Annotated in this window: 21 protein-coding genes and 1 pseudogene; 12 read left to right on the forward strand and 10 right to left on the reverse strand. The window is 64.9% G+C overall.

The window, feature by feature from the left end; all coding sequences use genetic code 11:
* Position 1: 1 nt before the first annotated feature.
* The 5 genes from EXR94_06450 to rsgA all read left to right on the forward strand — a co-directional run bounded on the left by EXR94_06450 (position 2) and on the right by rsgA (position 6,017).
* Complete coding sequence (locus tag EXR94_06450) at positions 2-1,249, forward strand: HlyD family efflux transporter periplasmic adaptor subunit (protein MSR02365.1); 1,248 nt, start codon at positions 2-4, stop codon at positions 1,247-1,249.
* Positions 1,250-1,264: 15 nt separating this feature from the next.
* A complete protein-coding gene (locus EXR94_06455; GenBank protein MSR02366.1) occupies positions 1,265-1,969 on the forward strand; it encodes an ABC transporter ATP-binding protein in 705 nt (234 codons plus the stop codon).
* A 26-nt stretch (positions 1,970-1,995) separates the two neighbouring features.
* Positions 1,996-4,419 (forward strand): ABC transporter permease, encoded by a 2,424-nt coding sequence (locus EXR94_06460; protein MSR02367.1) that lies wholly within the window; start codon positions 1,996-1,998, stop codon positions 4,417-4,419.
* Between the two features lie 30 nt (positions 4,420-4,449).
* Positions 4,450-4,758 carry a HAMP domain-containing histidine kinase gene (locus tag EXR94_06465; protein ID MSR02368.1) on the forward strand — a complete coding sequence of 103 codons (309 nt, stop codon included), beginning with the start codon at positions 4,450-4,452 and terminating at the stop codon, positions 4,756-4,758.
* A gap of 140 nt (positions 4,759-4,898) precedes the next feature.
* Positions 4,899-6,017 carry a ribosome small subunit-dependent GTPase A gene (gene rsgA, locus EXR94_06470; protein MSR02369.1) on the forward strand — a complete coding sequence of 373 codons (1,119 nt, stop codon included), beginning with the start codon at positions 4,899-4,901 and terminating at the stop codon, positions 6,015-6,017.
* Between the two features lie 11 nt (positions 6,018-6,028).
* Here the strand turns inward: rsgA and EXR94_06475 are convergent, their stop codons facing one another.
* The 3 genes and pseudogenes from EXR94_06475 to EXR94_06485 form a co-directional block, all read right to left on the reverse strand.
* Positions 6,029-6,379: a nucleotide pyrophosphohydrolase gene (locus EXR94_06475; protein ID MSR02370.1), complete on the reverse strand. Its 351-nt coding sequence runs from the start codon at positions 6,377-6,379 to the stop codon at positions 6,029-6,031.
* Positions 6,380-6,388: 9 nt separating this feature from the next.
* Positions 6,389-7,607 (reverse strand): annotated as a pseudogene (locus EXR94_06480) (S58 family peptidase).
* On the reverse strand, positions 7,604-7,861 hold the full coding sequence (locus tag EXR94_06485) for a hypothetical protein (protein MSR02371.1): 258 nt from the start codon (positions 7,859-7,861) through the stop codon (positions 7,604-7,606). The pseudogene EXR94_06480 and the gene EXR94_06485 overlap by 4 nt, the downstream one beginning before the upstream one ends.
* A 103-nt stretch (positions 7,862-7,964) precedes the next feature.
* Here EXR94_06485 and EXR94_06490 point away from each other — a divergent pair, with 103 nt between their 5' ends.
* The 6 genes from EXR94_06490 (at position 7,965) to EXR94_06515 (ending at position 15,979) form a co-directional block, all read left to right on the forward strand.
* Complete coding sequence (locus tag EXR94_06490; GenBank protein ID MSR02372.1) at positions 7,965-8,216, forward strand: hypothetical protein; 252 nt, start codon at positions 7,965-7,967, stop codon at positions 8,214-8,216.
* A complete protein-coding gene (locus EXR94_06495; protein MSR02373.1) occupies positions 8,213-9,853 on the forward strand; it encodes an amidohydrolase in 1,641 nt (546 codons plus the stop codon). The genes EXR94_06490 and EXR94_06495 overlap by 4 nt, the downstream gene beginning before the upstream one ends.
* Positions 9,850-10,446, forward strand: a complete 597-nt coding sequence (locus tag EXR94_06500; GenBank protein ID MSR02374.1) for a hypothetical protein — start codon at positions 9,850-9,852, stop codon at positions 10,444-10,446. The genes EXR94_06495 and EXR94_06500 overlap by 4 nt, the downstream gene beginning before the upstream one ends.
* Positions 10,447-10,460: 14 nt before the next feature.
* On the forward strand, positions 10,461-12,215 hold the full coding sequence (locus EXR94_06505) for a hypothetical protein (GenBank protein MSR02375.1): 1,755 nt from the start codon (positions 10,461-10,463) through the stop codon (positions 12,213-12,215).
* A gap of 132 nt (positions 12,216-12,347) precedes the next feature.
* Positions 12,348-14,474 carry a dehydrogenase gene (locus EXR94_06510; GenBank protein MSR02376.1) on the forward strand — a complete coding sequence of 709 codons (2,127 nt, stop codon included), beginning with the start codon at positions 12,348-12,350 and terminating at the stop codon, positions 14,472-14,474.
* Positions 14,474-15,979, forward strand: a complete 1,506-nt coding sequence (locus EXR94_06515) for a M24 family metallopeptidase (GenBank protein ID MSR02377.1) — start codon at positions 14,474-14,476, stop codon at positions 15,977-15,979. Before EXR94_06510 ends, EXR94_06515 begins: the two co-directional genes overlap by 1 nt.
* Positions 15,980-15,995: 16 nt before the next feature.
* On the opposite strand, the gene EXR94_06520 is transcribed toward EXR94_06515, so the two are convergent.
* Together EXR94_06520 and EXR94_06525 are read right to left on the reverse strand one after the other, a co-directional pair.
* Entirely contained in the window at positions 15,996-16,793 is a 798-nt protein-coding gene (locus tag EXR94_06520; GenBank protein MSR02378.1) for a class I SAM-dependent methyltransferase, read from the reverse strand.
* On the reverse strand, positions 16,790-18,733 hold the full coding sequence (locus EXR94_06525; protein ID MSR02379.1) for a serine/threonine protein kinase: 1,944 nt from the start codon (positions 18,731-18,733) through the stop codon (positions 16,790-16,792). The genes EXR94_06520 and EXR94_06525 overlap by 4 nt, the downstream gene beginning before the upstream one ends.
* 309 nt (positions 18,734-19,042) lie before the next feature.
* Here EXR94_06525 and lon point away from each other — a divergent pair, with 309 nt between their 5' ends.
* A complete protein-coding gene (lon, locus tag EXR94_06530) occupies positions 19,043-21,580 on the forward strand; it encodes an endopeptidase La (protein ID MSR02380.1) in 2,538 nt (845 codons plus the stop codon).
* Here lon and EXR94_06535 read toward each other — a convergent pair.
* The 5 genes from EXR94_06535 to EXR94_06555 all read right to left on the reverse strand — a co-directional run bounded on the left by EXR94_06535 (position 21,518) and on the right by EXR94_06555 (position 25,772).
* A complete protein-coding gene (locus tag EXR94_06535; protein MSR02381.1) occupies positions 21,518-21,877 on the reverse strand; it encodes a diguanylate cyclase in 360 nt (119 codons plus the stop codon). The genes lon and EXR94_06535 overlap by 63 nt on opposite strands.
* 390 nt (positions 21,878-22,267) lie before the next feature.
* Positions 22,268-22,954 carry a TrmB family transcriptional regulator gene (locus tag EXR94_06540; protein ID MSR02382.1) on the reverse strand — a complete coding sequence of 229 codons (687 nt, stop codon included), beginning with the start codon at positions 22,952-22,954 and terminating at the stop codon, positions 22,268-22,270.
* Positions 22,955-22,961: 7 nt separating this feature from the next.
* Positions 22,962-23,900, reverse strand: a complete 939-nt coding sequence (locus tag EXR94_06545; GenBank protein MSR02383.1) for a hypothetical protein — start codon at positions 23,898-23,900, stop codon at positions 22,962-22,964.
* 256 nt (positions 23,901-24,156) lie between these two features.
* Positions 24,157-25,056: an alpha/beta fold hydrolase gene (locus EXR94_06550; GenBank protein MSR02384.1), complete on the reverse strand. Its 900-nt coding sequence runs from the start codon at positions 25,054-25,056 to the stop codon at positions 24,157-24,159.
* Positions 25,041-25,772: a hypothetical protein gene (locus EXR94_06555; protein MSR02385.1), complete on the reverse strand. Its 732-nt coding sequence runs from the start codon at positions 25,770-25,772 to the stop codon at positions 25,041-25,043. Before EXR94_06555 ends, EXR94_06550 begins: the two co-directional genes overlap by 16 nt.
* Positions 25,773-25,853: the final 81 nt, after the last annotated feature.

A 25,853-nucleotide genomic window follows, 5' to 3' on the forward strand; every position in this document is an offset into this window, starting at 1 on the left:
ATTGGACATCGTTCGCGATCAACCACGGAGCAAGAAGAAAATCATCCTCGGGGTGGCGGGGGTTGCCGTGCTGGTGACCGTTTCGGTCGCCCTGGTTCGGCTCAAGCCGGCGTCGCCAACGGTGGAGCGGGGCACCATCTATTTCGATTCGGTGGTGCGGGGTGAGATGCTCCGGGAAGTGCGGGGCCCCGGCACCTTGGTCCCGGAGGACATCCGGTGGATCACGGCGGTGACGCCGGGCCGGATCGAGAAGATCCACCATTTGGCGGGGGTCACGGTCGAGCCCGGGACCATCCTGATGGAACTCACCAACCCGGACGTCCAGATCCAGACGTTGAACGCCGATCGCCAGCTGACCGACGCCAAGGCGGCGCTGGTCCAACTCAAGACGAGCCTGGAAAGCAACCGACTCAACCAAGCCTCGCTGGTGACCCAACTGCGGCAAGAAGCGGCCGATGCCAAGCGCCGGGCCGAGGCCGGGGCCGAGCTGCTCAAGAAGAACCTCATCGTGCCCCTCGACCAGCAGCAGGCCGAGGAACGGGCCGCTTCGCTGGTCGAGCGGTTGAAGCTCGAAGAGCGACGGCTCGAGGTCCTCTCGAACACGATCGGGGACCAGATCAGGGTGCAGGAGCAGCAGATCGAGCGGCTCAGCTCGATCGCCGATTTCCAGCATGGACTCGCCGGCTCGATGGTGGTTCGGGCCGGCACTCGGGGCATCCTCCAAGAAGTCCCGTTCCAGGCCGGCCAGTATGCGCTGCCCGGTGCCACCTTGGCCAAGGTGGTGCCGCTCCCGATCCGCCTCAAGGCGGTGCTCCGGATTCCCGAGACCCAGGCCAAGGATCTGGCCATCGGCCAGAAGGCGACGATCGACACCCGCAACGGTTTGGCACCGGGACGGATCATTCGGATCGATCCGGCCTCGATCAACGGCACGGTCACGGTGGACGTCATTCTCGATGGCGCCCCCCCGAATGGTTCCCGGCCTGATTTGAGTGTCGATGGCGTGATCGAGCTCGAACGGCTCCAGGGCGTGCTCCACGTCGGCCGGCCGACCATTGCCCAGCAGAACAGCCCCGGCACCGTCTTCAAGTTGGTCGAAGGCGGGAGCCATGCCGAGCGGGTTCAAGTGAAATTCGGCCGGACCTCGGTGAGCCGGGTCGAGATTGTTGGAGGGTTGAACCCCGGCGATATCATCATCATGTCGGACATGTCGCAGTGGGACAACGTTGACCGTGTTCGCATCAAATAACCTCTTGGAGTCCCAATGACCGCTCCTGGCGAAACGCTGATCAGCCTGGAAAGCATCAAGAAGGTGTTCATGACCGACGAGCTCGAGACCCACGCGCTCGCCGACATTCACCTCACGGTGGCGAAAGGTGAGTTCGTCTCGATCTCCGGCCCGTCCGGTTGCGGCAAAACCACACTGCTCTCGATCCTCGGGTTACTCGATACTCCGAGCAGCGGGAAGTACACGCTCGCCGGTCATTCGGCCGAGTCATTGACACCCTCCGAACGGGCCCGCGTCCGGAACCGGCAAATCGGGTTCATCTTCCAAGCCTTCAACCTGATCGGCGACCTGACGGTCTACGAGAATGTCGAACTGCCGCTGACCTATCGGGGCATGCCATCGGCCGAACGGAACACCCGGGTGACTCAGGCGCTCGAGCGGGTTGGTATGGCGCACCGGATCAAGCACTACCCGTCGCAGCTATCGGGCGGTCAGCAACAGCGGGTGGCCGTGGCCCGGGCCGTCGCCGGTGACCCCGCCATCCTACTGGCCGACGAACCGACCGGCAACTTGGACTCGTCCAACGGCGAGGCGGTCATGGAGTTGCTGCGCGAGCTTCACCAGGGCGGGGCCACCATCGTCATAGTGACCCACGATCCCCGCTATGCCAAATGGGCCGACCGGGAAATCCGGCTCTTCGACGGCAAGGTGGTTGAAGAAGAATCGATGTTGAAGGCGTAGTAGACCCAGGTGGCCCTGAGGTCGGAATGAACGACATTCGCTATGCCATTCGGCAGTTGCTCGCGTCCCCGGTGTACAGCCTGGTGGCGCTGCTGACTCTGGCCCTCGGGATCGGCGTCAACGGTGCCCTCTTCAGCATCGTCAACTCGATCCTGTTCCGGCCGCCGGGGTATGCCGACCCGGCGACGCTGGTCGATGTCTACGAAACGAGCCCGGGGTTCCGGTACTCGACGACCTCGTATCCGAACTATCAGGACGTCAGAGACCAGAACGCGGTGTTCTCGGGTGTGGCACTGTTCCAACTCCAGACGCTCGGGTTTTCGCGCGGCGATCTGACCAAGTCGGTCTGGACGGAAGTGGTGAGCGGGAACTATTTCGAGGTGCTCCGGGTCCCGATTGCCATCGGCCGGGGATTCGATCCGGCGGAGCACGATGTGACGGGGGCACCGGCGGTGGTGGTGCTGAGCCACGGGTTCTGGACCCGCGAATTCGGAGCCGACCCCCGGGTGGTTGGGACGACGGTCCGCCTCAACGGCATGCCCTTTCAGACCCTGGGCATCGCCCCGCCGGAGTTCCGCGGCATGGTGCGGGGGCTGATCGCCGAGGTGTTCGTCCCCGCCGCCGCCACCGCGTATCTGTTCCCCGGTTCGACGTTCCTCACGGCCCGAGGCAATCACAACAGCTTCATGCGGGCCCGCCTCAAGCCCGGCGTGACGGCGGAGCAGGCGGCATCGAACCTGACCGGGCTCGCCGAATCGCTCGGAACCATGTATCCCGAAACGAACGGTGGCCGGACCCTGCTCGTGGTGCCGACCTCGAAGGTGACCCTCAACCCCGCGATCGACGGCGCGGTGGCCGGCGTGTCGCTCGGTCTGCTGGTGGTGCCGGGTCTCGTCCTGATAATTGCCTGCGCCAACCTGGCCACGCTGCTCCTGACCCGGGCGGCCGGCCGGCGCCGGGAAATCGCGGTGCGGATGGCGTTAGGCGCGAGTCGGGGGCAGATAATCCGGCAGCTGTTGGCCGAGAGCATGGTCCTGTCGGTCGCGGGCGGCCTGGTAGGTCTCTTGGTGTGCGCCTGGCTCGCAAGCATCCTGATTCGTTTCCAGCCTCCCGTTGGTGTTCCCTTGAGCCTCGACGTGGTGATTGACTGGCGGGTTCTCTTGTTCACCGGCGTGATCGCAATCGGCACCGGCGTGGTGTTTGGGCTGGTTCCGGCGCTCCGGGCCTCCCGGCCGGATCTCCAGGTTGACCTTCGGGAGGGGAGTCGCGGCAGCGCGGCCCGGTCCCGGCTCCGGTCGGGCTTGGTGGCCGGGCAGCTGGCGGTGTCGGCGGTTCTTCTGGTCGGGTCGGTCCTGATGCTTCGAGGGCTTCGAGGGGCCGCGGCGGTAGACCTTGGATTCGCACCGGCCGGCGCGGCCACCTTGATGTTCGATCCGCAGCAGCAAGGCTTCGCCAACGAACGGTCGCAGGCGTTCATCAAGCGATTCGTCGAGCGGCTTCGGGGCATACCGGGGGTGTCGGCGGTCTCGACGACCACCCGTCCCCCGCTCAACCTGAACGTCAACTCCAACGAGATCGTGGCTGAAGGCGCCGAACCGCCGAACGGCCGGTATCCGGAAGTTCAGCGGGCCCATGTCGGGAGCCAGTACTTCAAGACTCTCGGCGCCACGCTCGTGGCCGGCCGGGATTTCTCGGAGCAGGACCGCGGGGGTCAACCGAACGTCGTGGTGGTGAATGAGGCGGCGGCCGCGCTGCTCTGGCCCGGCAAAGAAGCCCTTGGCCGGCGCCTTTCGACCCGCGGATCGACCACGTGGCGGGAAGTTGTCGGGGTCGTCAAGAACATCAAGGTCGTGACCGTTGGCGAAGAACCAACCCCGCAGATCTTCTACCCACTCTATCAGAGCTTCGACTCGCCGACCGTGGTCATCGCCCGGGGCACCGGGAGTCCGGCTACTCTGGCTGTGACGATGCGCAGCACCCTCAAGGAACTCGATGCCGCCATGCCGGTCATGTCGACCGGGGTTCTGACGGATCAAGTCGGGACGGCGCTGTTCCCGGTTCGGCTCGCGGCCATGTTGCTCACCGTGCTCGGTCTGGCGGGCTTGGCTATTGCCGCGGTCGGGTTGTACGGGATCATCGCCCAAGGCGTGGTGGCCCGGACTCGTGAACTCGGGATCCGGATCGCGCTCGGCGCCGAACCCAACGCGGTTCGCGGGATGGTGCTTCGCGAGGGCCTCCAACTGGCGGTGATTGGGCTCGCGGTTGGTCTCGCCATCGCGGCCTTGGCGAGCCGGGTCCTCTCGACATGGCTCTATGGCGTGAGCCCGTACGATCCGGTGGCCTTCCTGGCCGGACCCCTCGTTCTCCTCGCCGTGGCGGCGGCCGCGTGCCTGATCCCGGCCCGTCGAGCCACCCGGGTCGACCCGGTCACCGCCCTCCGGGCCGACTAACCCTCACCGTCGCGGTCACTCAGGAGCTCCCTGCGGCACACTCTTCGGAGCCTGGCCAAGGCGCCCGGCTTCACGTTCGTCGTGGTCGAGGTCGGCTGGTCCGACCTGGGAGACTCGATTGAGCTCGTCGTCCAGGACGAAGGGCCCGGATTGGCCTCCACGACCAACCTGTTCGTTCCGTTCTATACCACCAAACCGAGCGGGTCTGGCATCGGGCTCGTGTTCTGCCGGCAGGTGGCCGAGGCGCACGGGGGCCACTTGGTGCTCCGGAATCGGCCGGATCGCAAGGGCTGCGAGGCGTTGCTGACCATTCCCAAACGGCTCGCGGCCGGCGTCTAGCCTAACGCGGTCGGCAGGGGTACCTTGCTTTTGATTCGAGAGGGAGTGCTGGTGTTTCCTGTGGAGTTTACGTTAGGCGGCTATATGGCCAAACACGAACGGGCTGCGGCGTTTGAAGGCCGCGACGGCCACGCCTATTCGTGCGCCCCCTATCTCGACGACGAACCCGATGCTCGAGGCCTGTTCGGCGCCGCCCTGCTGTTTATCCGGTGGGATCCGACCGGCCACAATCCCGTCGGACACGTCGAATCGGAGCACCTGGCGTGGGGCCACGACCCCGCCGATGCCGAGAGACGGTTGGGCGCCCTGTCCTTATTCGACGTCAAGGCCGCGCTCGATCAAGCCATTCTCGATCGGCCGGAGGGGTGGTAACCCGCGACAAGGGCTTGGTGCTGCAACGATCCGGCTCGACCTACCGGGTTGCCACCGGAGCGGGAGAGATCGTCGCGGCGCTCCGGGGCAAGCTGAAGCATGAGGACAAGCGCCGGGTGGTCGTCGGCGACCAAGTCTTGCTCGAAGCCGGCGGGATTACCGGGACCGAGCCGCGGCGGAACGTGCTCGAACGCCGAAGCGTCAACGGCCGGTCTTCTCGGACCGTGGCGGCGAACCTTGACCGAGTGCTCGTCCTGACCGCTGCGACCCAGCCCAAGCCGATCGTGAGCCTGATCGACCGGCTACTCGCCATTGCCGAAGCCAATGAGATTCCGACCGGCCTGGTCATTACCAAGATTGACCTTGCCGGTCACGCCGATCTCAGTCGCCGGTTTCGGAATGCCGGGTATCACGTGTGGCCGGCAAGTATTCGGACGGGCGAAGGGATCGATGCCCTCGCCGAGGAACTTCGGGGCCGGGTCACCTTGCTGACCGGCCCGTCGGGGGTTGGGAAATCGAGCCTCCTCAATCGAATTCAGCCCGGTCTGACCCTGCCCACCCAGGAAATCTCCGCCAAGATCGAGCGAGGAAAGAACACCACCGTGAGCGCCATTATGGTGCCGCTCGACGGGGGAGGGTTCTTGGTCGACACCCCGGGCTTCAGCGACGTGGGCCTCGCCGGCATCGAGCCTCGGGAGTTGGCCAGGTGCTTCCCCGAGTTCCGGAATTTGATCGATCTTTGCAAGTTTCCGGATTGCCGCCACCTGATCGAGCCCAGCTGTGCCATTCGCGCGGCGGTCGCCGCCGGCACCGTGGACCCGACCCGGTACGAGAGCTATGCCGGCCTGCTCGACGAACTCACCGGCGCCCCCCGTCACTGGGAATAACGCCCCCCCCACTAGCCGAGTGCCGAGTCCCGAGCGCCGAGTGCTGAGCCCTTAAGGGTCCACCGAGTTGTGTCCCGGGTGTCGACCTTCTCCATCATCCGGTCAAACGCCTCTTGAAGGTCGATCTTCTCGCGGTTGGCCATGCAGATCAGCACGAACAAGATGTCGGCCATCTCCATGCCCAGGTCACCCGCGGCCTCGTCCTTCTTCTTGGTCTTTTGGCCAAACCGATGATTGACCTCCCGAGCCAGTTCGCCGACCTCCTCGGACAACCGGGCCATGTTGGTCAGCGGATCGAAATAACCCTCTTCGAACCGCGAGATCCACCCATCGACTCGCTGCTGGCATTCACGTAAGGACATTGGGTCTCCCTATTTGATCCGGCCGTACTTCTTCATCGCCGCCATGACGCGGTCGCCGGGTAGTCCCGGAATCCGGAGGCCGTCGACGCCGGTGAACATCGGGGGGGGCGGCGAGGATGGCATTGACCACCGCCTCCTTGGTCGCGGCAATGGTAGCTCGGAAGAACGGATCGATGGCGTCGTTCGGGACCATCTCAAGCTTCGCTAGAGCGTCTTCCTTCGAGGCCCCCGGATTAGCGGTCGAGAACGCCAGGAACAAGTCGCCGGAGCCGTTCCCAGCCCAACTGCCGAGCTTGCCGAGTCCCATGCCGACCCGCCGAGCAATCCGTTTCAGTTGATGGGTAACGAGCGGCGCATCGGTCGCGACGATCACCACGATCGAGCCGCGCCCGAGTTTGGCCGCCTCCGCCGCCGCGTCCTGATCGGGCCGGACCGGGGCCGGGGCCCCACACTCGGGCACGCCGGCAATCCACGAGCGGGTCTGCGGCAGGGTCGCGCAGAGCCGGAGGTCGGAGACCTCCCGCCCAACCGGTACGCCGAGCACCTGGAGGTCGCCCCCGTAGTTGCATTGCAGGATGACGCCGACCGTGTACTCGCGGCCGAATAGACTCACCACCCGCGACGACGTCCCAATCCCGCCCTTAAAGCCGTTGCATCCCATCCCGGTTCCGCCCTCAACCGGACCCTCGACGACCGGTCCTGGCTTGGCGGCATCGAGGGCCGCCCAGGCGTGCTCCGGTTTCACATGCTGTCCGTTCGAGTCGTTCAGGAAATCGAACGTCTCCACCGCCACCGGGTAGGTGAACACGAACTCCCGGCCCCGGGCCAACTGCCACTGCAACGCGGCGTCGCGCACCACCCCGACACTATGGGTACCGGTCAGCAGGATCGGTCCCTCGAGAAAGCCTGATTCCTCGATCCAGTTGACGCCGGTCATGTCGCCCTTGCCGTTCTGATTGAGCGTGGCCGCCATCACGAAATCCCAGTTGCCCCTCGGACGGGGCAAGATGGCGGTCACCCCGGTTCGGATCGGCCCCTCGCCGGGCACCAACTTGCCTTCGCCTTTGATGATGGTGCTGTGACCGACGGCAATGCCCGGGACGTCGGTGATGGCGTTGGACGGCTCGGTCTTTCCCTCGAAGGGAATGCCTAAGGCTCGCCCGCGCGGGGTCTGCGCCGTCGCGGCGGCCGGGACCAGCACCGCGAGGAGCAGGAAACGAGAGATCATATGGTGAGCGCCTTGATGAGAGTCTTACAGAATACGGGAAGGTCGGCCGGCGTTCGTGAGGCAATCAGATTGCCGTCAACCACCACTGGACTGTCCTCCCACAACATCCCGGCGTTGACCAAGTCATCCTTGATCGCCCCGACGCTCGTCCGGGTCAGGGCCAGCACCTCATCCACCGAAGTATCCACCGTGATCGGATACCCCCGCTTCCCCTGATACGCCTTTTCCCTCAACCCCGCCACCACGGTCATCATCCCTTCCTCCTCGAGATTGCTCAGCGCCGAGTGCCGAGTGCCGAGTGCCGAGTGCCGAGACTATCTTCCCTAATCCTAATCGCCCCCCTCAATCCCCGAGCCCATGCGCCCTCGAGACCAGATCCTTGGCAACCTGGAATCCATCTATCGCGAGTCCTTCGATCGGGCCAAGACCACCGATAATAACGATCGCATGGCCGATCTCGACTGTGCCTACGTTCGCGATCAGTTGACCCTGGAGATTCTCCTCGACATCCGAGACCTCTTCTCGGTGGCCCCCGCCGCGAACAAGTCCGGCGGAAGTGCCCTCGAAAAGTTGGAAGCCCTCCGCCGCCTGACGAAACTCCGTCCATGACCCGATCCCTCGTCGGACTCAGTCTTCTCCTCGCCGGCTGCGCCCCTCGGCCCGGGGTCGATCGGATCGTGGTGGGAAAAGTGTGGACCGGCGATGCGGCGAATCCGGAGGCCCAAGCCATCGCGCTGGCCGGCGATTCGATCGTTGCCGTCGGCGACAGCGCTACGGTGCTCACACTGGCGGGTTCGAACACCGAACGGATCGAGGCCGGTTCCGGCTTGGTGATGCCGGGGTTCATCGACGACCATGTCCACCTGTTTGCCGGCGGGTTCCAGTTGGCCAGCGTTGACCTGCGTGACGCGGCGACCCCGGCGGAGTTTACCCGCCGAATCAAGGCCTTTGCGGCCACCCTGAAGCCCGGCGAGTGGATCACCGGCGGAGACTGGGACCACGAGCTCTGGCCCGGCACCCCACTGCCGGACCGGGCCTGGATCGATTCGGTCACGCCCAACAACCCGGTGTTCGTCTCCCGGCTCGACGGCCACATGTCCCTCGCCAACACGGCCGCGCTCGTCATGGCGAAGGTAGACCGGTCCATCCAAGAGATTTCTGGGGGCGAGATCGTCCGGCGGCCCGACGGTGAGCTGACCGGGGTGCTCAAGGACAACGCCGGCAATTCGGTGTTGGGCGCGATGCCGGCGCCGAGTCCGTCGCAACTCGATTCAGCGCTGGCCCGCGCCGGGCGTCATGCCGCGTCGCTGGGTGTAACCGCGATGTCGAGCGTCTCCACGAGCTGGCCGGAAGTGGCGGCGGTCAAGCGGGCCCATCAGGCCGGGACGCTCAAGTTCCGGGTGTCGCACTACCTCAACCTCGCCGAGTGGCGATCGGTGGCGGAGTCCCTTCGGGCCAACGGCCCGGGCGATGGCTGGATTCGAGTGGCGGGTGTCAAAGGCCTGCTGGATGGATCACTTGGCTCGACTACCGCCTACTTCGATGAGCCGTTCACCGACAAACCGGGAACGAGCGGCATGCTTACGACTCCGATCCCGTCCCTCAATGAGTGGGTAACCGGCGCGGACTCAGCCGGCCTGCAGGTGGTCGTGCACGGCATCGGCGACCGGGCCAACGGCGAACTGCTCGACGCCTTCCAAGCGGCCGCCGACAAGAACGGACCCCGGGACCGGCGGTTTCGGATCGAACATGCCCAACACCTGAGGCCTCGCGATCTGCCCCGGTTTGCGGAATTGGGCGTCATCCCGTCGATGCAACCCTACCACGCGGCCGACGACGGCCGCTGGGCCGAGAAGCGGCTCGGACCGGTCCGGATCAAGACCACCTACGCCTTTCGTTCCCTACTCGACGCCAAAGCCCGGTTGGTGTTCGGGTCCGACTGGACGGTGGCGCCGCTCAGTCCGATCCTCGGGATCAAGGCGGCTGTTACCCGGGAGACCATCGACGGCAGGAAGGTGTTCGTACCCGATGAGCGGATCTCGATGCCGGAGGCGCTCCGGGCCTATACGGTCGACAATGCCTATGCGATGTACTGGGAGGGCCGGATCGGCCAACTGAAGCCGGGATTCAAGGCTGATCTGGTGGTCATTGACCGGGATCTCCTGACTATCCCTGCGGCCGCGATTGACCAAGCCAAGATTCGGGTCACGGTGGTCGGCGGCACGGTCGTCTACCGCGCCCCATGACCCGGGCCACTTGGAACCAAATGGTGATCGGGGCGGTGGTGCTACCGCTCCTCGGCGTCGCCTTCGCGGCCGGGTCGGTGTTCCTTCTCGGCGCCAGCGATCGGGCCGGCGTGGTCATTGCGTACGCCATCGCGACGATGCCCCTGTCCGCCGGAATCGGGGCGCTCGGCCGGAACCTCGCCGTCCGCGCCCCGAGGGGACCGTGGGGTCTGGGCGCGGCCGGGGCGATGATCGGTGCCGTGACGGCCGCGTTGGTCGCGGCTACGATCAGGTTCCACCAAGCCGGGGCCACCGGTTTCGTGTCCCTCTCCGCCCTTCCGTTGACCTCGGAGTTTCTGATGCTGGCCGGGGTCTGCCCAGCGGTGATGGTCCTCGGAGCGGGTCTGGCCGCCCGGCAGGCCGGTCGGGGAACCCGCTCGGTAATCGGCTGGAGTGTGGCGGCCGGCGCCGGGTCGTTGGCGTTGGTCGGGCTCGTCCTCATCGTCGTTAGGGCTTTGGGCAGTCTGCCGTTCTTGAACCCCGTGGTGTTGTGGGTCCTGGTGGCGGCGGCCATTGCCGGACTGGGGTGGCGACGGCTCGACATCGTTAGGTAACCCTCGGAGGGTCGATGATTCGCTTGGTCCCGCTCGCTCTGCTCGGGGGTATCGCCTGCGGAAAACCGGTCTCGCTGTCACCGGCAAAGTGGCCGAAGGCCGAATACGATCGATTCATGGGCTCGATCCAGAATACCGTCCGGACGACGGCCGATGTTGCGACCGGAACCCGGGGGGCGGTCACGGTGGCTTACGGTGGGTTTGCCGCCCGGGCCGGACTGGAGACCCTCAAACGCGGCGGCAATGCGGCCGATGCGGCCCTGACCACCGCCCTGACCCAAGTGGCGCTGACCGCCGGGGCTCCGATCAGCTACTTCGGCATCATGTCGCTGGTCTACTACGACGCCCAAACCGGCAAGACCAGTACCATGAGTGCCGGGTGGAACACCATTCTGGACGAGACCGCCCCGCTCTCGATCCCCGGCGAACTCGCCCTGTCGGAAGACAAGCTCTGGGGGACCGTTCCGAGTGGCCGTACCGCGCTCGTCGGGGGCTTCATGAAAGGCGTGGAAGCCGCCCATCGAAAGTTCGGTAAACTCCCGTTTGCCTCAATGTTCGATCCCGCCATTCACGTCGCCGAGGCGGGGATGCCTGTTACCAAAGAGCTTGCGGGCGAGTTCATATCCCGCGAAGCGGATCTGAAACGCCTGGCGGCTACTCGCGCCGTATTCATGAAACCCGACGGCACCCGGTACCTCGAAGGAGAACGGTTCCGCCAACCGGCGTTGGCCCGGACGCTCCGGATGGTCGCCGCCCGGGGCGCCGACTACCTGTATCGGGGTCCCTGGGGGGAAAAGCTGGTCAGGGCGGTCCAAGCGGACGGCGGCAAGATGACCATGGCCGACCTCGCGGCCTATCAAGTCACGTGGAGCTCGCCCCGCATTGGGACGGTCGGAGATTATCAGATCTACACCGTTGGGGCCCCGAATTACGGTGGCCTCAATCTCATCGAAGCGCAGCACTTGGCCGCGGCGGCGGGCCTGGCGGCGGGGCCCCATTGGTCGGCATCGGGGGTCTCCCTCCGGAACGCCTCCAACATCACCAACGCCTGGATGCTGTCGCTGTTCCCGGAGTCGATGCGCGCCTCGCTCTACCCCGGGGTCGATTTTTCCGAGGCCTCGCGACTCACGCCGGAGCACGCTCGGCGGCTCTGGCCCAGAATCGCCGACGGAGTCAAACCACTCCAGTGGGCCAAAAACGGCAGTCACTCGGACGATGTCGTGGTCATCGACGAGGAGGGCAACATGGCGGCAATCACCCATAGTATCAATTGTGTGATCTGGGGGAAAACGGCCATCAATGTCGACGGGATCTCGATCGGAGATCCGGGTTCCTACCAGCAGGCGGCGATCGCGAAGGTTGGACCCGGTAAACCGCTGCCCGATCCGACCGAAACCGGTCTGTTGGTGAAGGAGGGCAAACCGGTGCTGGCCTTCGCCTCGATGGGGTCGGGTCTCCATCAGCGTACCTTCCAAGCCCTCCTGAACGTGGCGGTGTTCGGCATGACCGTCGACCAGGCAATCGACGCGCCGGACTTCTTCATCCCAACCCTGTCACTCAAGGATGGCGGCTATCTGGTGGCCGTTCCGAAGGGCCGGTTCCCGAAAACGGTGCTCGATGAAACCGGATCCGGGTACCGCGAGTACGACCCGGAGCGCTCCCGATTCGGTGGGGAAGGGGTGTGGGTCGGGATCAGTCGCGACCCCCGGACCGGCCGGCTCCGGGCCGCCTCCCACAATCGAAGCAACAGCGCCGCCGTGGCCTACTGACCCGGTGCAGGTACCTGCACCAGGACGCTCGCCTCCGCACCCATCGGGCGCTAAATTGTTCTCCAATCCCCGGGCCGGAGCCTCGGCTTGGTTTCTGGTAATCTGGCTCTCAAGCCCCTAATCTGGAACGACATGGCGACTCGCACTTCGCACCGCGCCCGCACCTCCGCCAAGCTCGAAAAAGCGGACCTTCTCGATATGTACCAGATGATGCTCCTCTCCCGGCGCATCGACGACAAGGAAATTCAGCTCAAGCGCCAAAGCAAGATCTTCTTTCAGATCTCCGGCGCCGGCCATGAAGCGGTATTGGCGGCGGCCGCGAAGGTGTTTCGGCCCTCGTACGACTGGTTCTACCTCTACTATCGCGACCGGGCCCTCTGTCTGGGCCTCGGCATGACCGCGACCGAGATGTTGCTCTCGGCCGTCGGCGCGGCGGACGATCCGAACTCGGGCGGCCGCCAGATGCCCTCGCACTGGGGCCACAAAGACCTCAATATCGTCAGTGCCTCGAGTCCGACCGGCACCCAGTTCCTCCAGGCGGTCGGGGCCGCCGAGGCCTGGCTCCGGTATAGCCAAAACGAGGCGATTGCCGATCGGGACCAGCACACCAATGCCGACGAAGTCATCCTCGTCACGACCGGCGACGGGACCACGAGCCAGGGCGAATTCTGGGAATCGCTCAACACGGCCTGCAACCTCAAACTTCCGATCGTCTACCTCGTCGAGGACAACAAGTACGCCATTTCGGTGCCGGTCGAGGTCAACACCGCCGGTGGCTCGGTGTCGAAACTCCTGACCGGATTCCCGGGTCTCTTCATTCAAGAGGTCGACGGCTGCGACCCGCTCGCGTCCTATGATGTCATGCAGAAAGCCGTTGAATACGCCCGCCAGCGCAAAGGTCCGGCCCTGGTGCATGCGCACGTGATCCGGCCCTACAGCCATTCACTGTCCGATGACGAAGTGTTTTATCGCCCGACCTCCGAGCGGGATGACGACGCCCATCGCGATCCGGTCTTCACTTTTCCGAAATACCTGATCGCCCAAGGCATTGCCACCGAGCAGGAAATCGAGCAAATCAAGCAAGCGGTCGAAGAAGAAGTGGAGGTGGCGACCCAGACCGCCCTCGCCTCGCCGCAACCGGCCACCGATACGATCTATCGCTACGTGTATTCCCCGGACGTCGACCCGACGTCGGAGCAATTCGATACTGAGGACGATCCCCAGTTCCAGGGCGACCCGACCACCATGGTCGATCTCCTCAATGGGTGCATGAAGGACGAAATGAGCCGCGATCCCCGGATCGTGGTGTTCGGCGAGGACGTGGCCGACGTCAGTCGGGATCAGTATCTCGGACAAGTCAAAGGCAAAGGCGGCGTCTTCAAGGTCACCTTCGGCCTCCAGAAGGAGTTTGGGAGCAACCGGGTCTACAACTCGCCTCTCGCCGAGGCCAACATCGTGGGCCGAGCCATCGGGCTCGCCACGCGGGGCTTGAAGCCGGTCGTCGAAATCCAGTTCTTCGATTACATCTGGCCCGCCTACATGCAGATCCGCGACGAACTGGCGATCCTCCGATGGCGGTCGAACAATGATTGGCCCGCCCCGGTCGTCATTCGGGTGACCTACGGCGGATACCTCAAGGGCGGCGCACCCTACCACTCGCAGACCGGGGCGTCGGTCTTCACCTCGGTGCCTGGCCTTCGAGTGATCTGTCCGGCCACGGCCCTCGATGCCAACGGGCTGCTCCGGACCGCCATTCGGTGCGAAGATCCGGTCATCTTCCTCGAGCACAAGCATCTCTATCGCCAGGCCTACAACAAAGCGCCGAACCCGGGCCCCAACTTCATGATCCCCTTCGGCAAAGCGAAGGTGGTTCGGGAAGGAACCGATCTGACGGTCGTCACCTACGGCGCCACGGTCCAGCGGTCACTGGTCGCCGCCAAGGCCATGGAGGAGGAGCACGGGACCAGCGTCGAGGTCATCGATCTCCGAAGCCTCTCGCCCGTCGATTGGGACACCATCTATACGTCCGTCAAGAAGACGAACCGCGTCATGGTGGTGTATGAGGATGCGCTCTCCTGGGGTTACGGGGCTGAAATCGCCGCGCGAATCGCCGATGAGACGTTCGGGTACCTCGATGCCCCGGTCCGCCGGGTGGCCTCCACCGATACGTTCGTGGCGTATGCCCCTGAACTTGAAGAGGTGATCCTCCCACAGGCCGACCGGATCAAACGTGAGATGGAGGAACTGCTGCGGTTCTAATGCATACCCGAATCCGCTTCATCGGCCTGGCGACGGCGCTGGCGTTCATCGTGCCCTCCCATCGCCCCGCCAAGTCCTGGTCGGCTCCGCCCGCCGACTACGACTTCGCGACTGAAGATGCCATCGCCCGCCGGATCGACTTCAGCCGGCCCGACCCGGCAGAACTCAACCGGATCTTCGCCAAGCGTCGGGCTCGGGTTCTCCGGGCCATTCCCGACGGGGCGATGCTGGTCTACTCGGTCGAGTGGACCCAGCCTCGGCGCTTGGAATTCCAGGTGGCCGCTAGCGACAATCACGACTTCACGTACCTGACCGGCCTCGCCGGATTGGCCAGTGTCGAATCGGCCCTGTTGCTGGTTCCGGGCGCCACTCCCGCGGAGGACTGGGCCGTGCTCTATACCTCCGCCGAGGATCTCGCAGGAGTCCGTCGCTCCACCGGGATCGCCGACATTCGACCCTTTGCCAAGCTCGAGCAAGAGTTGTCGGTCGCGATGACCGATTACCGGGATTGGCGGATCACCCAGATCCGCCGCTGGCCCCTCCCGGCGGCCCTCGCCCAACGGTGGGGCAACAGCCGGAAAGCCCTCTATCTCAACTATCCCCGGTTCTTCCGCCTTGGCATGCCGGAGCCGGAACGCCTGGGCACCTTCGATCGGTTCCGGCGGTTCTCGCCGGAAATGGATCTCCGGGACGCAGCGGATCTGCTCGATCCGATCCGGATGTATCACGACGCCCTGGCGCTCGCCAGCATTCGGCGGGCGGTCTGGATTACCGGGGAGGGAATCAAGGAAGGCTTCCGGGCCGCCACGGCCGGCCGGACGGAAACCGAGATCATGGAGATCATCGATTTCGTCTACCGCTTCCATGGGGCCGACCTCGGGTTTCCAACCGAAGTGATGCGCTACCCCCCCGGCGGCCCGAAACCCCGAGCCGAGGTACCCGAGGGCTTCATCATGTATCAGACCCGGTCCTCCGGCGACACCCTCCGGTCAGGAGACATGGTGCACACCGACACCGGGGCCGAGTTCAACTTTTTCTCCGCCGATATCCAGCGGAACGTGGCCGTGGACGGGACGCTGAGCTCCAAACAACGCGAGATCTATGAGATCGCGCTCAACGTTCAGAAGACGGTCATCGACTCGATTCGGCCGGGCATCACTTGGTGGGAACTCCATCGACTTGCGGAACGGATGCTCAAGGAGGCCGGGGGGTACGATCGGTACTACCGGTATGGCATCGGGCACTTCATCGGGATGGAAGTCCACGACGAAGGCGACTACACCCAACCGCTCCAGGCGGGCATGGCCCTGACGATCGAGCAGGGCGTCTTTCCCCCTAACGGACCCCATGCGGCCTTCGAGGACGACATTATCGTGACCCCGACCGGCCACGAATGGGTCTCGCGCTCGATTCCGATCGAAATCGCTGAAATCGAAGCCTTGGCAAAAGAACCCTCCAACCTGGCGCCGTTTCTCTCGAAAGCCCCGCCCGCCCGGCGCCGATGAGCCGCCGAACGGCGACCTACCGGCGCCGACAGATCATCAACTCCGTGCTCGGGCTCTCTTGAGCCGAACGGACCAGTCGCCGCTCGATTGGGTAGAGCAGCCGGCCCAAGAGGCCGCCCAACGCGTTGCTCACCATGGCGGGACTCATCAAGGCCGTCCAGGCCAATCCGGCCAGCCTCCCGGCGTCAGCGGGATAATTCATCAGCATGAACATCGGAACCCGGGCCTCGATGGTGAATCCGGCGCGGTCCACCGCCGAGGTGATGTCTTCGAGTGAGCGGCTGACCTGGTGCGCAATCCGGGTGGTCGGTCGATGGATGAAATTGTCCGACCAGATGAATACTCCGCCGGGCTTCAGCAGACTAGAGATGTTGGCCAAGGCCCGGGCATACAGGGCATCTTCGACGATATGGAACAGCACGTCAAAGGCGCTGACGACGTCGAACCGCCCGGTCTCGTCCGAGAGCGGCGGCGCCAGCGGCATTCCGATATCGGCCTGGAGAAACCGGGCCGTCGGAAACCGGGTAGCCAGGGTGCTTGCCACCACCGGGGCCAAATCGACTCCGGTCACCGTCGCGCCGCGGTTCTGCCACCGAGCGACGTAGAAACCGGTTCCCGGCCCAACGTCTAATACCTGCTGGCCGGGGGTGCCGAGGCCGTGATCGGCCACGACCCGGTCGAAGACGTCACCGCGGACCCGGTACATCCACTCATTGAACCGCTGGCCCAGCCGTAAATAACCAACGCCCTCGAGGCTAAAGTGATCTCGAAGGCGTCGTTCCCAATAATCCTTGGCGGCAAAGCCGTCGCTCAACTTGTCGCCTCTTTGATCTCGCTCGCTGCCGCGATCAGGTGGTCGACGTCGCGAGAAAGGGCCCGGGCGGCCTGGGTGGCCTGGGTCAGATTCCCGACCACCCCGCCGACGCCGGAGGTCCGGACCCGCATCAGGTCGTAGCGCACGTTCTGAATGGCCAAGACCGTAGACTCGAACCGCTCCGCGATGGCTTTGCGGCGGCTCGAGAGCTCAAAGGCGGACCGGAACTGCTGCTCCAAGAGCCGGAACTTCCGGTCGCGCTCTTCAGACTGCGGCTGGTCGGCCAACTCCGTCATCCTCGCCTTGATCTTGTCCGGCTCTTCGAAGCCCATCCCCTGTTCGAAGTCGTTCAGGGTTTTGGCCAGGTCGAGCGAGCGGGTATACAGATCTTCGGTCGTTTGGACGATATCCGGCAACAGTTCGCGGTCGGTGGGCGAGAGCCGCTGCATCATCGAGAGAACCGCGCCCCGGTCGCCGTGGACCTGCTTGATCCGTTCGAAATAGGTCCCGTACTCGGCTTCGCGAGGAGGGGTTAGGGCCCCCCGGGCCTTGCCCTTGGTCGTTCCGGCCTCGATCGCGTCATGCGCCGGCGGGCGGTTCAACACATCCCGCCAGCTGTATCCAGCCTGCCAGAGTTGGGCGTAGCTCTTGAGGAGCGGGATCCCCATCCCGCCCGCGACGAACAGGAACCACGGTCCGTCGAGCCCGGTTGCAATATTGAGCAGCAGGCAACCGCCACTCACCGCAGCCCACCGCGCAAACTGATCGCGGACTTTCTGGACAATCCTCGGCTCGCCGGTATCGTGCATCGGCGGCGACTCATCGTCGGTTCGGACCCACTCACCGCGGTCGTTCCGGACCCACTGCCCTCCGGCCAACGAGGCCGAACGCGACGGCGCCCCCAGGCGGGGTGCCATCGGAGCTCGGGGTGCCCGAGGTGCCGGCGGGGCCGCCAGCCCGCGAGCTCTCGCCCGGTCGGCCGCCAACGTTCGCGGGCGGGTCCCGGTTGAATCCGGGTTTCGGGGCGCCGGCGCCGCCCGCACCCCGGTGGCAGTGGGACGATAGGATCCAACCGTCCGGCTCTCCAGCCCTCGTCGCAGGCCATCGGCCGTGGGCCACCGATTCTCAGGGTCTTTCTCGAGACACCGGGCTACGGCCAGCGATAAATCCTCGGGAATGTCGGGGCGGGTCAAGTGCAGTACCGGGGCCGGTTCGGTAATTTGCTTCATGAGGATGCCCGCCACCGTCGGCGCGTTGAACGGCAATTCGCCGGTCAACATCAGGTACGTCACCACCCCCAGGCTGTAGAGGTCGGAACGTCCGTCGATCTCTCGCTCGCCCGCGGCCTGCTCGGGGCTCATGAACTGGGGCGTGCCGATCGCGACGCCAACGCCGGTAAGCGTCGCGCCCGAGGTGCCGGACAGGGCCTTCGCGATCCCGAAGTCCGTCACCATCACCCGGCCTCGAGTGCCTTCGAGGAGGATGTTATCCGGCTTGATGTCGCGATGAATGATCGAAAGGCTGTGGGCGGCGGATAACGCGTCGGCCGTTTCCTTCATGATCCGGCGCGCTTCGTCCGGCGGGAGCTTGCCGCGCCGCTTGATCCGTCCGCCGAGCGATTCTCCCTCGACGTAGCCCATCACGAAATACACCAACCCCGCGCCGTTGCCGACGTCATGAATCGGCACGATGTTGGGATGCGAGAGCCGGGCTGCAGTCTGGGCCTCGCGGGTAAACCGCTCGCGGATGTCTTTCTGGTAGGCGAGTTCAGGCGGCAGCACCTTGATGGCGACCCGACGCTGAAGGCGTTCGTCGCGGGCTCGGTACACCACACCCATTCCACCCCGTCCGATTTCTCCCTCAATCGTATAGGCTTCGCCTAAGGCTTCTTTTAGCCGTTGGGGAAGAGGGCGGCCGTGGGGATCATTGGGTTCAGTCATTCCAGCGAGCGCGTTCCCGTCGTCGAAACGTTGTTGCCGCAACAGCTTACCAATTTCGCTACAGGAGTCCCAGGGCACAACCCTTTGCCCCACGCCGCCGCCCGCCAAACTGGCACATCCGGGAGTCGATCCGACACGGATAGGCAGGGTTCATACCACGCCAAACCCCCGTCCCGGACCCCGATATTCCGCGCTAAATCAATCCCTCCCAACACGATACCACCCGCCCCAGTCGCCGTGGCACAGCGCTCGCTCCTATCCCTCCCGAGCGCCGAGTGCCGAGCCCCGCGTGCCGAACCTGAGGACCCCATGACCGACCGAATCACCATTCCAGTTCTCCCCCTGCGAGAACTGGTGCTCTTTCCCGGAGTAACCACCCCGATCGGCGCCGGCCGACCCGGCACCGTCCGGGCCATTGAAGCAGCGATGGCCACGCCGGACAAATTGATTCTGACCCTGTGCCAGCGCGAAAACACCGAGCAGGTGAACACCGAAGGGCTGTACACCATCGGAACGATCGCGCGGATCGTCCAAGTGCAGCGCGGGCTCTCGGGCATGCAGGTGCTCCTGCAAGGCGAACGGCGGGCGATTGCCCTCCACCTGACCGACCGCGATGGCGCCCTCGAGGCTATTGCCGTCGATTCCGAGGAGTTGGCGCCGCTCAATCCCGAAGACCCCGCCTTCGTCGGCCTCTACCGGGAGGTTCGCCAGCGGGCCGCCGAGTTGGGCCACAAGTCCGGGCTCCCCGAGGAAGTCGTTCAGCAGGTGCTTTCGAGCACCAACGAGCCGGGCCGGTTTGCCGACTTGGTGGCCGGCTACATCGATGTCCCAACCACCCAGCGCCAAGCCCTCCTCGAGACCCTCTCAGTCGAAGAGCGGCTCCGCCGGGTGCTGGTTCAGGTCCAACGCCAGATCACCGTGCTCGACGCCCAGGAGGAGATCAAGTCGCAGGTCCAGGAAGAGCTGGGCGAGCGGCAACGGGAAATGGTCCTCCGCGAACAGCTGAAGCAGATCCGCAAGGAACTCGGCGAAGAAGACGAAGCCGATGAACTCGAGGAACTCCGGACCAAGTTGCTCGCCCTCGAGTTGCCGCCGGAGGCCCGCAAGGAGGTTGATCGGGAACTCGCCCGCCTGCAACGGATCGGCCGCGAGTCAATGGAGACCCAGGTGATTCGGAACTACCTGGAGACGGTGTCGGAGTTGCCTTGGAGTAACCGGACCGAGGAACACCTCGACCTCAAGGCCGCGGCTGATATTCTCGAGGCCGACCACTACGCCCTTGGCGACGTGAAAGACCGGGTCCTCGAGTTTCTCGCGGTTCGCCAACTCAAACAAGCCGAAGAGCAAGCCTCGACCGCTGAGGCGGCCGCCCGCGAGGTGAAGCTCGACGAGGCCGAGTCGACTGGTGTCACGATGACTGGTGAGTTCGAGCCGGCAAAACTAGCCCCCAAAACCGCCGCCGCCGGCAACACCGACGACAAAGCCCGCGGGCCCATCTTGCTGTTCATCGGACCTCCCGGCGTTGGCAAGACCTCCGTGGCGAAGTCGATTGCCCGGTCGATGGGCCGAAAATACGTCCGGATCTCGCTGGGTGGCGCCCGGGACGAAGCCGACATTCGCGGTCACCGCCGGACCTACATCGGCGCGATGCCCGGCCGGATCATCCAGGGCCTCAAACAGGCGGGAACCAAGAATCCGGTCTTCCTGCTTGATGAAGTCGACAAGCTTGGCGTCTCCTTTCAAGGCGACCCGGCCTCGGCCCTGCTCGAGGTCCTCGATCCGGCGCAGAATGACAGCTTCGTCGACCATTATCTTGGGGTCCCGTTCGACTTGTCCGAAGTCCTCTTCATCTGCACCGCGAATTTTGTCCAGAACATTCCGGGCCCGTTGCTCGACCGAATGGAGAGCGTGGAGTTCTCGGGATACACGGAGGGCGAGAAGCGAATCATCGCGCAGAAGTACCTGATTCCCCGGCAGCTCGAAGAGAATGGCCTGGCCGGCAAGAACGTGACCGTCGCCGACGAAGCCCTGAAGGACGTCATTAGTGAATACACCAGGGAGTCCGGTGTCCGCCAACTGGAACGCGAGATCGGCAAGTTCTCACGCAAGGTGGCCCGGAAAATCGCCGCGGGTGACATTGTCGGCCCCGTGGTCGTGACCAAGGAAATGGTCGATGACTGCCTCGGCCGGCCCCGGGTTCACCCCGAGAAGATGGCCGGCGAAGATCAGGTCGGCGTCGCCACCGGGATGTACTACACTCCGGTCGGGGGTGACATCATGTTCGTGGAAGCCTCAACGATGCGGGGCAAGGGCGAACTGGTGCTGACCGGACAGCTTGGCGACATCATGAAGGAATCCGCGCGAGCGGCGTGGACCTATTCACGGTCCCATGCGGCGGGGCTTCGGATCCCCGATGAGATGTTCGATCGCGACCTCCACATCCACGTCCCCGCGGGAGCGATTCCAAAGGACGGTCCGTCCGCCGGGATCACCATGGCCACGGCCCTGGTATCCGCCTTGTCGGGGCGGCCGGCCCGACACGATATCGCGATGACCGGCGAAATCACCCTCCGGGGGCGCGTGCTGCCGATCGGCGGGCTCAAGGAGAAGATTCTCGGGGCCACCCGCGCCGGTATCTTCACCGTCATCATCCCGAAGGACAACGAAGCCGACTTGGTGGATTTGCCCGAGGAAATCCGAAAGAAAGTGACGATCCACCCGGTCACCGAGCTCGGTGAGGTGTTGGCGTTGACGCTCCGGGGCGCGTCGTTCAAGGAGGGGCGGCTACTCTTTGGAGACGATAACCCCCGGGACGTGACGCCGTTGTCGGTGAGCTACCCGCACTAGCTGGCCACGACGAATTGATCGCGCCCTGAAGATTTCTGCCGCAGTGGTGCCATGGTCCGGGGAGCAGGCCACCCCGGCACTCAACCAAACCGTGACCGACGAACCCCCGATCGGGCACGGATTGCCGCTGACAGCCGCCCGGACTTTCTCGGCCACCCGGGTGGCGTCCTCCACCTGGCACCGGCGAACCAAGATGCCGAACTCTTCGTCCCCCCCATCCTGGCGACCGGATCGACCGACGAGGGGGTGGCAACCAACACCACCGAAGGCGGCCGCGCCGGTCCGGGGGACGCCCAGGCACTGATGACCGAGGCGAAATCCGCTTCGGTGCCACCCAGGATCACGGCCACGTCGGGTCGGGCGGACACCGGGATGTCCATAGGCGCCAAGCTGAGCGGCTTTCGCTGGACCGCATACTGGGCATCGGCCAAGGTGGTCTCGACATGGTCGGCGAGGTCACCCGATTCTCCGAGAAGAAGGGCTTGCCATCCAAAGGCTCGAGGCTTGGGTTGCCCCATTTGCGGAAGACCGAGCGCCGCGGCGCCCTGATCGAAAATCGCCGCCAGGTCCGAGATGGCGGCCTCGAGGTGGGCGCCCCCCAGCCGGATCCGGCAGAGGATTCGCGACGATCCATCGCCTCCGCGAGATATTCGCGCCGGAGTTCCCCGAAGAACTAGGCCGCGCCGCTCACTGCGGGGATCGAAACGACTGGATGATGGTTCGAGCGGCGGCGATGAACACCGGGTCGGTGCCCCAGTGCCCGCCGACCTGATCGCCGGTCCGGCCCGCGATGATCGCTCCCCGGTCGTCGACGACGAACAGGATCGGCTCGCCCGGCCAGGCCGTGCCTTCACGGATCAGCTCGACGCTGGCAAACGGAAGCTCGACCGGGGCCGGCGCCAACAACACGATCCCGACGCCGGTGGCACTGGCCTTCCGAAGCGCCGGCACGAGGGCGGGGTAGCCGTCGGCGGGAATCACCAGGGCAACACTCTGTTGAGCCCGGGCAATTTCATGGGAGAGCAGTTGGAGCGCCCCTCGAGCCGAGTTGAGTTCCACCAACGTCGGACTGGGCGGAACCGAAATCCCCGCCAGCACCGCGGAGAGCGTCTCCAGCGATTGCCCCTGCGAATCGATGATTCGGGCCACCAGGGTGGCCGGCGGTTCGGGCCGATATCGCTTTGGCCGCCCTTCCTCGGCTCGGGCGGCGCCCTTTTGTACTAACCCCTCCAATGCGCTGTAGGCATTGGCCCGGGCCAGGCCGGCCGATCGGGCAATGGCGTAGCCCGTTCCCGGCCCCCCGCGGATCAACGTCTCGTAGACCAGGCTCTCGGTCGGGGTAAATCCGAATCCGGTGAGGTCGAGCGAAGCCATTGGTTCGTCAGACGGTATCGAGCTGCCAACCGAGCAGCTTGGCGATCAAGGCGATCCGGAACGTGATGTCGACCGACCGGGATTCGGGCTCCTTGGCCTCCGGATGCAACGGATACCAGTGATAGGTGATCTTGTGAGTCGGTTTCGGTTGGGCTTTGAGCTTCTTCGGCTGCCACACCCCGTGTTGATCGCACTCGGACAACAATCGGGTCAGCACCTTGGTCGCGACCGGAGCCGTGTGGAGCGCGCCAAGCCGGGCCAGCAACTCAATTGTGTAGAGCGCGAGCGGAATGTCCTTGGCGTTGCCCTTGCTGTCGGCCTCGATCGGGTCGCCGAGGAGGAGGTGGTCCGACTTGACCGTCTTCTTTCCGACCATCAGTGCAAATGCCTTTTTGGGCGCGGATTCAGCCAAATACTGTCCCAGCCGCTCCGTGAAGCCGGCCCGTTCCCGCTGAAGATTGGGCAGGGCGGCAATCATCGCGACGGAATACCAGGTCGGGGGGTGAGCCTCGGGCGAGAGAATGACCTTGCCGGCTGATTTGACAAACGGCTTGTCGGCCAACGGGCTTCGCAGGAACTGAGAGACGTTCGAAGCCACCTTATGGGCCGCGCCCCGGATCCGGGGGTCTTCCTGATAGCCGACCTCGGCCAACGCTGCGGTTGCCGCTTCCCGGTATTGCTCCCGGATCGCTTCGACCGCGGCCGGGCCCTCTTTCAGGAACTTGGAGTTCTCGAACAGCAGGGCCGGATCGTCATCCCGCGACAGCAGCCGGAAGAAGATCCGTTCCGACAGTTTGAACGGCCGACCGGTCTTGGGGTAGCCGAGTTGCATCAGCCGGCGGTGCTGCGCCAGCGTTCCGATGTCCTTGATGCCGTCCTTTGCCGACGGAGCTAGGGCCAACAGGTTGGCGCCCCAGAGGCCGGTGTCCTTTTGTTTCTTGACCAAGGCTTGGACGGTCTTGGTGTTTTGGACGGACAGTGTCAGGGCCTCAAGGACCTCGGCCGTAGCCGTCGCTGGAGGTGCAAACTCTTGGTACGAGAGGAGTTTGACCGTCTCATTCCCGTGCTGCAGCAGCCAGCCGAGAGGGACTCGATGGTGGGTAGGAAGTTCCAGAAGACGCTCCCGCGCGGAATGGGTCTAGGTGGAGCGAAAACGGCGCGAAATTAGTAGTTGCGACCAGGAAATACTAGCGGGGTGCGGCTCAGGCGCAACTGGGGTGCCTGGAGAAATTGAGGATCAATGACGTAACCGTATCAGGTATCTCAACTTGCGGGCGATGGAGAGCCCCGGAAAGGGCGGCGAGCCGACCGCAGGGTAGGAGGGCTCGGACGCTGTCGGCCAATGGGTACGGGATCACCGGGTCGAGGGTACCCCAGATCAACAAGACCGGCTGCCGGATCTCCGCAAACCTGGTTCGAAGCGACCGGAAGTCGAAGTCATCCAGGATTCGGGTCGCCGCCCGCCGGTAATTCGGATCGGTCATCAGGGAGTACGCGGCGGCGGAATCGGGTTCCCCGATCCATTCCGCGTCATGCTCGGGCAGCAGCATGGCCCGGCTGGCGAGGTACCACCCAATCGCGGCGGCTTTCTCGGGGCTGATTGTATCCGCGATTCCGGCCAAGCCGAGCCCAAAGCCCGCTGGTGCGATCAGAACAGCCGCGGCAATCCGGTCGGGTCGGCTGAGGGCGAGCGAGGCGGCCAACTGGCCCCCCATCGAGTGCCCCACGACGATCACCGGTCCCAGGATCCAGCGGTCGAGGAATCCGCTCAACCGGGCGGTCATCGAGTCAACTACGTACGGCCCATCCGGCTTGCCGCTACCGCCGAAGCCGGGGAGATCGATCGCCACGACCCGATAGTGGGTGGCGAGCGGGTCCACGATGGCCCTCCAGGTGAACAAGGACTCCCCAAACCCGTGAATCAGGAACAGGGTCGTGTCACCGCCGCCCGCTCGCAGTGTACGGAGCGGGACGCCGGCGGCGTCGAGCCACTCCGCTTGGTGGGCCGGTTTGGTCGTCCGCGGCCGATCGAGCATCAGGAATAGCGCGACCATGGCCGGGACGAGGACCCACCAGAGGGAACGTTTCAGCGCGACGGGCATTCGAGGAACGTGATCGGTGCCGGCGATCGAACCAAGATCTCACTCGTCAGCACCAGTGTCGTGGGTGACGCCCAGGCGATCCCTTCGCCCTGGGGCTCCAAACCGCCGATCTCGCACACCCCGGCCGGCCGGTCGGGTAGCCAACGCGACTGCGGGGTCCGCGTAAACAGATAGATCGCCCGGTAGGTCCGCACCGCCAGCGTCGCGGCGTCGGCGGAAAGGGCGGCGTCGGTCACCAACCGAGTGTCGACAATGCTCGGGGTGATTGGCACGGTCCAAATCGGTTGCGCCACCGCCTGGCTGCTCGCCCAGGCCGACGCCGGAATCCAGAACGCCGTGACTACTGACTCCCGGCCCTTGGTGATGATGGCGACATCGCCGCTATCCGTGACCACGAGCGCCTCGGCGTCGCGGGGTCCGTCGGGGTATCGAACCACCAGCGAGTCGAGCACGGTGGCCCGGTGGGCTGCGAGGCCGCGCTGGTCGGGCTCGACGGTTCGATAGATCGTGACCGAAGGCCGCACCGTGCTGTTGTCGCCGATGTCCGCGACATACAGGCACCAGGACGCCCCGCAGGCACCGGCCGAGATCGCCTCCCAGTCGACGTTCGTTCCGCCCACCAAATCGACAAAGCCGATCCTGTCGCCGGTCGAATCGAACGAGAACAGGCTGGGCGCGTTCCCGGAATCGTTCAGGGTCCAGAACCGGCCTGGCATTGTCCGGCTAGCAATGACACCGGAACTTTCACCGACCGGCCAATCCCGGAAGGCGCCGGGCTGGCGGACGTGTTCCGGCTG

The sequence above is a fragment of the Gemmatimonadota bacterium genome (assembly GCA_009692115.1).
Taxonomy (GTDB): domain Bacteria; phylum Gemmatimonadota; class Gemmatimonadetes; order Gemmatimonadales; family GWC2-71-9; genus SHZU01.